This is a genomic window from Arthrobacter sp. fls2-241-R2A-200, assembly GCF_030209745.1.
Taxonomy (GTDB): domain Bacteria; phylum Actinomycetota; class Actinomycetes; order Actinomycetales; family Micrococcaceae; genus Arthrobacter.
In genome coordinates this window covers 237,965-244,744 of record NZ_JARVRJ010000007.1, presented here as the reverse complement: position 1 = coordinate 244,744, position 6,780 = coordinate 237,965, and the positions used below count along the sequence as shown (strand labels likewise).

Annotated in this window: 10 protein-coding genes; 4 read left to right on the top strand and 6 right to left on the bottom strand. The window is 60.9% G+C overall.

What is annotated here, in order from left to right; translation table 11 throughout:
* Nucleotides 1-349: 349 nt before the first annotated feature.
* Genes rpsN through rpmB form a run of 3 tightly spaced genes read right to left on the bottom strand, consistent with a single transcriptional unit; the run spans nt 350 to nt 1,063 of the window.
* Entirely contained in the window at nt 350-655 is a 306-nt protein-coding gene (rpsN, locus tag QRN42_RS08830; protein ID WP_011776360.1) for a 30S ribosomal protein S14, read from the bottom strand.
* Nucleotides 656-659: 4 nt separating this feature from the next.
* Entirely contained in the window at nt 660-827 is a 168-nt protein-coding gene (rpmG, locus tag QRN42_RS08825) for a 50S ribosomal protein L33 (protein WP_003798558.1), read from the bottom strand.
* Entirely contained in the window at nt 827-1,063 is a 237-nt protein-coding gene (gene rpmB / locus QRN42_RS08820) for a 50S ribosomal protein L28 (protein WP_144662315.1), read from the bottom strand. The genes rpmG and rpmB overlap by 1 nt, the downstream gene beginning before the upstream one ends.
* Before the next feature lie 396 nt (nt 1,064-1,459).
* Between rpmB and QRN42_RS08815 the strand changes: the two genes are divergently transcribed.
* From QRN42_RS08815 to QRN42_RS08805, 3 genes are read left to right on the top strand one after another with little or no spacing between them, the layout of a single operon-like run.
* Entirely contained in the window at nt 1,460-2,920 is a 1,461-nt protein-coding gene (locus tag QRN42_RS08815; protein WP_284978865.1) for a ferredoxin reductase family protein, read from the top strand.
* Complete coding sequence (locus QRN42_RS08810) at nt 2,917-3,429, top strand: FMN-binding protein (protein WP_284978864.1); 513 nt, start codon at nt 2,917-2,919, stop codon at nt 3,427-3,429. Before QRN42_RS08815 ends, QRN42_RS08810 begins: the two co-directional genes overlap by 4 nt.
* A gap of 34 nt (nt 3,430-3,463) precedes the next feature.
* Complete coding sequence (locus tag QRN42_RS08805; protein WP_284978876.1) at nt 3,464-4,228, top strand: FAD:protein FMN transferase; 765 nt, start codon at nt 3,464-3,466, stop codon at nt 4,226-4,228.
* Here the strand turns inward: QRN42_RS08805 and QRN42_RS08800 are convergent.
* Both QRN42_RS08800 and QRN42_RS08795 read right to left on the bottom strand, forming a co-directional pair.
* The gene (locus QRN42_RS08800; protein ID WP_284978863.1) at nt 4,212-4,976 is read right to left on the bottom strand and encodes an SGNH/GDSL hydrolase family protein; all 765 of its coding nucleotides are present in this window, start codon (nt 4,974-4,976) and stop codon (nt 4,212-4,214) included. The genes QRN42_RS08805 and QRN42_RS08800 overlap by 17 nt on opposite strands.
* 57 nt (nt 4,977-5,033) lie before the next feature.
* Nucleotides 5,034-5,513 (bottom strand): MarR family winged helix-turn-helix transcriptional regulator, encoded by a 480-nt coding sequence (locus QRN42_RS08795; RefSeq protein ID WP_284978862.1) that lies wholly within the window; start codon nt 5,511-5,513, stop codon nt 5,034-5,036.
* A gap of 68 nt (nt 5,514-5,581) precedes the next feature.
* Between QRN42_RS08795 and QRN42_RS08790 the strand changes: the two genes are divergently transcribed.
* Nucleotides 5,582-5,869, top strand: coding sequence for a YciI family protein (locus QRN42_RS08790; protein ID WP_284978861.1), 288 nt, complete (start codon nt 5,582-5,584; stop codon nt 5,867-5,869).
* A 40-nt stretch (nt 5,870-5,909) separates the two neighbouring features.
* Here QRN42_RS08790 and QRN42_RS08785 read toward each other — a convergent pair whose 3' ends face one another.
* Nucleotides 5,910-6,734, bottom strand: a complete 825-nt coding sequence (locus tag QRN42_RS08785; RefSeq protein WP_284978860.1) for an SGNH/GDSL hydrolase family protein — start codon at nt 6,732-6,734, stop codon at nt 5,910-5,912.
* Nucleotides 6,735-6,780 lie beyond the last annotated feature (46 nt).

Sequence of the window (6,780 nt, the reverse complement as noted above, 5' to 3'; positions counted from 1 at the left end):
AAAAACAATCGGCATCAACAAACTTGGCACACTATTGAGTTCTCAAACAACAGACCCCCCAAAACATAACCCCCACAAGCACACCACAAAAGCAGCACACCACAACAAAGGGCCATTGGAAAAGAAGAGTTATTTTTGGCCGCCCACCGAACCGTACACACCTTCCGGCTTTCCGTTTCGCACCCGGCGACTCACAAAACAATACACGCCCCACCACACCAACGCAAATCCACCCAACAACACCACCCCAAACAGCAGACCGTCTTGGCGTGAGAGAGGAAGCGCCGGGGTTTAAACGCAGAAGAGGCCGGCAACCTTAGCGGTTGCCGGCCTCTTCAGGACTTCGTGATTACCAGGAAGACTTGGTGATGCCCGGGAGCTCACCACGGTGAGCCATGTCGCGGAAGCGAACACGGGAGATACCGAACTTCTGGAGCGTACCGCGGGGACGGCCGTCGATCTGGTCCCGGTTACGCAGACGGATCGGGGAGGCGTTGCGGGGCAGCTTCTGCAGGCCGAGGCGGGCAGCTTCGCGTGCTTCGTCAGTCGCGTTCGGGTCAACCAGGGTCTTCTTCAGTTCGAGACGCTTGGCAGCGTAACGCTCAACAATGACCTTGCGCTGCTCGTTGCGAGCAATCTTGGACTTCTTTGCCATGTGTTTAGCGCTCCTCTCGGAATTCGACGTGCTGGCGGATCTTGGGGTCGTACTTCTTCAAGACCAGGCGGTCAGGATCGTTACGACGGTTCTTGCGGGTTACGTAGGTGTAACCAGTGCCCGCAGTGGACTTCAGCTTGATGATGGGACGTACGTCCTTGTCCTTTGCCATTAGAGCTTTACTCCTCGTGCCAGGATGTCGGCGACGACCGCGTCAATTCCGCGTACGTCAATGGTCTTGATGCCACGTGCTGACAGGGTCAGCGTGACGTTGCGGCGCAGGGACGGAACCCAGTAGCGCTTCTTCTGAATGTTCGGATCGAACCGACGCTTGTTGCGACGGTGCGAGTGCGAAATGCTGTGCCCAAAGCCCGGCTCGGCTCCGGTCACTTGGCAGTGTGCTGCCATGACTCTCCTCCAAAGATTGAATGTAACGGCGTACAGATGTTCCTGCGTTGCCGTGCGACAGGCAGCGTCCGCATCCGATCCAAACCATTTTCGGTAGTTTCCGCAACTGGTGCGGCGAAGAAGGTTGGCCTCAGGACAGGCAGTGGAAAACCACTGGAACAGCTCCTGGGATACCGGGCGAATACAGGAATGCACGCAACTTGAGCCCCTAACTACCGGCCACCGGGAGGTCAGTAAAACTGCCACTCACCGCCAACCGGAGCAATTGCACACGATCCGCACTACCTAGCGCCTAACCATTCTACGGGCCAGTGCAAATTAAGACCAATCCGGAATCATAAGCCATAGCAAGGCCTTTCACAGCGGAACCAAAGGATGGGGGGCCAATGTTGTTTCATGACTTCGCTCCTCACACCACGTTCACGGGCTGAAAACCCTGAGGCCCCCGTGCCTGCCATGGCACCCAGTGCCGCCGCAGGCTTCCGGCAACAGGCCCGACGCCGGTGGGTACGGGCTGACTTCATCACTTTCCTCGGGTGGCTTTCACCAGTAGCAGCGGTGAGCCTTTGGCTGGCCTATGGCGGCGCCTCCGGATTCGGTTCCTTCGCCGCAGCCACAACGTCGATAGGTATCGTGGCGGGGCTGATCAGCATGGACCTGGTCCTCCTGATGCTCCTGCTCGCTGCGCGAATCCCTTTCATCGACAACACCTTGGGCCACGACCGCGCCATGAAGATCCATAAGTCCTTGGGCAAACCGGCCCTGTATCTGCTCTTAGCCCATGGTCTGTTCATCGCCATCGGATACGGCGCGGCAGAGGGATTGGACCCTATTTCGGAATCAGTATCGCTCTGGGTCAACGTCCCCGACATGTGGTTGGCGTACATCTCCACGCTGCTGTTTGTCGCCGTCGTCGTCACGTCCCTGGTTGCCGTTCGACGCCGGTTCCCTTACGAATTCTGGTACGCCGTCCACCTGCTGACGTACGCAGCGGTAGCGACCTCACTACCCCACCAGTTCAGCGTGGGCGGCCTCTTCGCCCAAGGTACTTGGCAGCGGTGGTACTGGTTGGCACTATGCATGGCCACTGGCTCCGCCCTCCTTTACAACCGTGTGCTGGAGCCAATCTTCGCCACTTTTCGGCACCAGGTGACGGTCAGCCGTGTGGTGCGCATCTCCAAGGACGTTTTCAGCATCGAAATGACCGGCCTCCATCTGGACGAGTTATCAGGCTCGGGCGGCAGGTTCTTCTTCTGGAGGTTCCTTGCCCCGGGATTTTGGTGGCAGCCCCACCCCTTCAGCCTCTCTGCCGAACCGATTCCCGCCACGGCCACAACGCCCGGCAAGTTGCGGATCACCGTGCGCATCTTGGGCGAGGGAACTGCAAGGCTCGCACGGCTCAAGCCTGGCACCAAGGTGGCCATCGAAGGTCCGTACGGGATGTTCAGCACGGCGGCGCGATCCCGTAAACACGTGGTCATGATCGGCGCCGGCATTGGTATCACACCGCTGCGTGCACTGTTGGAGTCCACCCCCTTCGAACCTGGAGACGCTACTGTCCTCCTCCGGGGTCATGACGAGAACGAACTCTTCCTTGGGCAGGAAATCATGGCAATCGCCGAAGCGCGTGGCGTAACGCTCTATCACCTGACAGGTCCGCGTTCGCCTAAGAGTGGATCTTGGCTCCCACACTCAGCGCAGCAAGCAGGATTCACCCTTGCCTCCTACGCACCGCACATCGCCGAAGCTGACGTTTACGTCTGCGGACCTGCCGGCTGGGCCGGCAAAGTCATCGACGACGTCAAGGCGGCCGGGGTGCCCACGGAACAACTCCATTACGAAAGGTTTGACTGGTGAGAACGAGAGCAGCAGTAGCCACAGCCCTTGCATCCGTTGGTATTTTGATTGCCGGCTGGCAATCCGGGGCCCACGTCTCCGAAACAGGTGCGGCAACCAGCACGAGCCTCAGCAGCACGGGATCGAGCGGCACGACCTCCGGTGGGAGCACCTCCGGGACGGGATCGAGCGGCACCGCCTCCGGTGGAAGCAGCTCCAGCGGCACGACCTCCAGCGGCACGAGCACTGCGACGTCGGGAAGCTATGACGGCTCCTCGGTCCAGACACGCTACGGCACAGTCCAAGTGCAGGTCACCGTCCAAGGCGGGAAGATCACCGAGGTCAAGGCCCTGCAACTTACGGATGCCGAGAACAGGTCCGCCCAGATCAGCGCCTATGCCGCTCCTGTGCTCCGTTCGGAGGTGCTCCAGGCCCAGTCGGCCAACGTGCAGACGGTCGGCGGAGCCACCATCACCAGTGACGCCTACCTCACATCCCTCCAGGCAGCCCTCGATGCGGCCCACTTCTAACGCGCAACACCTGCGGGCCCGGATCTTCAGGAGCATGGGCACGGTGGTGAGTCTTACCGTAGCGCGACGGACATACACGCAAGCCGCCGTTGATGAGCTCGAGTCGGCCACCGCCGTCGTCGAGGGTATTTTTACCGAACTGGACTTGAAGTTCAGTCTCTACCGCGAGGGCTCCGAAGCGAGTCGGGTGGCACGCGGTGAGCTGGCCTTATCGGAAGCCTCGGAGTCCATGAGGCGGCTCTACGATGAAGCGTCCGAGTGGCGGCTGGCAACCAATGGCGCCTTCACGGCTGAGCGCCCTGATAGGGCCCTGGATCTGTCCGGAATTGTCAAAGCCCATGCGGCACAGGAGGCCGCTCTTTCCCTGGAAGCCATAGGCCTCCAGGACTGGTGCCTCAACGCTGGAGGCGACGTGCTGGTTAGCGGCTCCCCACAGCCAGGCACCAATGAACCGTGGCTTGCCGGCGTCGTCGATCCCGGGGATAGGCAGTCGCTGCTGAGCGCTTTTCCCCTACGCGCCCTGCCGGCCCTGGCGACCTCGGGCTCCGCCGAACGCGGTGAACATATCTGGACGGTAGGTAGTGGGAAGGCGGAATTCGTCCAGGTCACGGTCGCAGCAACAAATATTATGACGGCGGACGTCCTGGCCACCGCGATCGTGGCCGGAGGCTCCCCGATGCTGGACCAGGCCGTGGCAAAGTGGGGCGTCGAAGTCCTGGCCGTACGCCGGGACGGCACCCTGCTGGCCACTCCCGGCTTCCGCGACGAAACCGGCCAAGCGGCTAGGAAGGCCGGATAAGCTCAGGATATTTAGGGTGCAGGCCATCTCCGGACGAAACGCCGCGAACCCTGCGAGATACCCACGGGACCGCAGATTCACGCAGCCACCGGGCGTTGGCCTTCAACGTTTCAACACGATTCATGAGCCGCAGGGGCGCGAGTTCGGGTACTTCAATGACGTGCTCATATTCGAGGACGTCCAACACGCGCTTGGCCATGTTGATGTGGCCGGCCGTGGACATGTGCATCCTGTCCTCGCCCCACATACGCCAATCGTCGTACTCGTCAAAGCACCAGTAATCCACCAGCAGCGCGCCGTGGTCCTGGGCAATTTCCCGCACGAGCTCGTTGTAGATCGCAGTCCGGCCGCGCATGGCTCCGAAAACCTTCGAACTCTTGGCATCGAAACCGGTGAAGAGGACAACAGTGGCGCCGGCAGCGCTTAACTTGCCGATACCGGCGTCGTAATCCTCCAACAGCGAGTCGATGTCTACCTTGGGCCGCAGGATGTCGTTTGCACCTGCGTACATGGTGACAAGGGTGGGCCGCAGCGCGATAGCCGCATCTACCTGCTCCGCCATGATTTGCCGCAGCTTCCGTCCCCGGATTGCGAGGTTGGCATAGCCAACCTCCTGGTTGCTTTGTGCCAACTGGCTGGCGACGACGTCCGCCCAACCGCGCACACCGTTGGGGCGAGTGGGGTCATCGTCCCCGACTCCCTCCGTGAACGAATCCCCCAAGGCGACATATCGGGCTGAAAAATCCATGCCGCCAGTCTGCCACTTCAGCACTCGGCGCCACAAAACGCTGAACTGCTATGTGGATCAGGAGTCCCGGAGGATCCAATGATTGTTGTCCAAACGGGCCACGATCTTCTCGCCGATCCGGGCCAAGTCCGTGACGTCGTCGGGCGTCAGGGAGTCCAGCATCAGCGTCCGCACCGACTCCACATGATCCGGCGCCAGGGCCACAATGGTGGACATGCCGGCGTCGGTCAGGTGGGCCACGGTGACCCGGGCATCGCGCGGGTCTGCCTGCCGGTCTACCCATCCGCGTTTTTGCAGCTTGGTGACCACATGAGAGAGGCGTGACAGTGATGCGCTGGTGCGGGCGGCCAACTCGCTCATGGGAAGGTATCGCCCCTCAGTTTCAGAGAGCATGGCAAGGACGTTGTAGTCGAAAAGTGATAATTTCCCCGCCGACTGAAGCTGGGTGTCCAATGCCGAAGGCAGCAGTGTATTGATGCTCAGAAGCGCCAGCCAAGCGCGGCGTTCATCGGCGTTCAGCCAGCGGGTTTGAGTCATACATCCATCTTAGGAGAATCGGCAGCTTACTTAGGTCTCCCCCTGCGGCCCACCGATAAGCTGACACCATGTTCGTTGTCTCTTTGACCTACAAGGTCCCCGACGAAATTGTCGACTTCCACCGCCCGGGCCATATGGCGTGGCTTAAGGAAGCGTTCGACGCCGGAGTGTTCCTTGCGTCCGGACGTCGCGTACCAGCTATCGGCGGGGTGCTGCTCTCCAACGCGGACAAGGCCACCCTTGACGCATCACTGGCCGAGGACCCGTTCTACAGCAATGGTGTGGCAGACTTCGAGATCATCGAATTCAAGGCAACCAGCGTGGCCACCGGCTACGAAAACCTGCTGGACAGCTGACGCCCCGGCACACTGACGCCCCGGCCCAACCCCCGCAGGCTCACTCGCCACGCATTCTCACATCCACCAGCTTCTTCAGCCCACCCTTGCGTGGAACCTTCACCGGTTGGGGCCAGCGGGGCTGCAGCGAGTCACCCAGGGTGACGCCTCGAAGTTTGCGCCCGAACAAGGGCACCACCCAATCATTGACCCAACGGCGCTGCCGGCGTTCCCATTCGCGCAATTTGAGGCGCTCGGGTGGATCCCATTCTTTCGGGAGGATTTTGTGCGGGACGTTGAGGTGATCCAAGACCTGTGCGGCCAGATACTTATGTCCGGCCTTGGACATGTGGAGCCGGTCCGGCGCCCACATACGTGGGTCCTTATAGGCTTCGAAGCACCAGTAATCCACCAGGACGGCACCGTATTTTGTTGCGAGGGCGCGGACCCTTTGGTTGTAGAGGGTGTTGCGTTTCTTGAATGGCTCCAGGATTGCAGAGACTTTGACGTCGAAACCGGTAAAGAGGACCACCGTGGCGCCCGTGGCGGCAAGCTTTTCCACGAGCATCTCGTAGTCGCTCAGCAGGGCATCCATGTCCGTACCGAAGTCCAGGATGTCGTTGCCGCCGGCGTAGAGGGTGATAAGGGTTGGTTCCATCGCCAGCGCGGGCTCAAGCTGTTCGTCGACGATATGGCGAAGCCTCTTGCTGCGGACAGCCAAATTGGCGTACTCCCAGCCCGGCTCAGCCTTGGCCAGCTTCTCGGCAACCCTGTCAGCCCACCCCCGAACCCCGTTGGGCAGGACATTGCTCGGGTCGCCGACGCCCTCGGTGAAGGAATCGCCAATGGCGACGAACCGCCGTCGCCCTTTCTCCCCAGCACCCACCCCGCTAAGTTATCCCCGGCTGGTGACTTCAGGGGAAAGGGAATGT

Excerpts from the sequence above, each read along its gene's own strand:
- rpsN (WP_011776360.1), bottom strand. The coding sequence starts at position 655 with ATGGCAAAGAAGTCCAAGATTGCTCGCAACGAGCAGCGCAAGGTCATT.
- rpmG (WP_003798558.1), bottom strand. The coding sequence starts at position 827 with ATGGCAAAGGACAAGGACGTACGTCCCATCATCAAGCTGAAGTCCACT.
- rpmB (WP_144662315.1), bottom strand. The coding sequence starts at position 1,063 with ATGGCAGCACACTGCCAAGTGACCGGAGCCGAGCCGGGCTTTGGGCAC.
- QRN42_RS08815 (WP_284978865.1), top strand. The coding sequence starts at position 1,460 with ATGACTTCGCTCCTCACACCACGTTCACGGGCTGAAAACCCTGAGGCC.
- QRN42_RS08805 (WP_284978876.1), top strand. The coding sequence starts at position 3,464 with ATGGGCACGGTGGTGAGTCTTACCGTAGCGCGACGGACATACACGCAA.
- QRN42_RS08800 (WP_284978863.1), bottom strand. The coding sequence starts at position 4,976 with ATGGATTTTTCAGCCCGATATGTCGCCTTGGGGGATTCGTTCACGGAG.
- QRN42_RS08795 (WP_284978862.1), bottom strand. The coding sequence starts at position 5,513 with ATGACTCAAACCCGCTGGCTGAACGCCGATGAACGCCGCGCTTGGCTG.
- QRN42_RS08790 (WP_284978861.1), top strand. The coding sequence starts at position 5,582 with ATGTTCGTTGTCTCTTTGACCTACAAGGTCCCCGACGAAATTGTCGAC.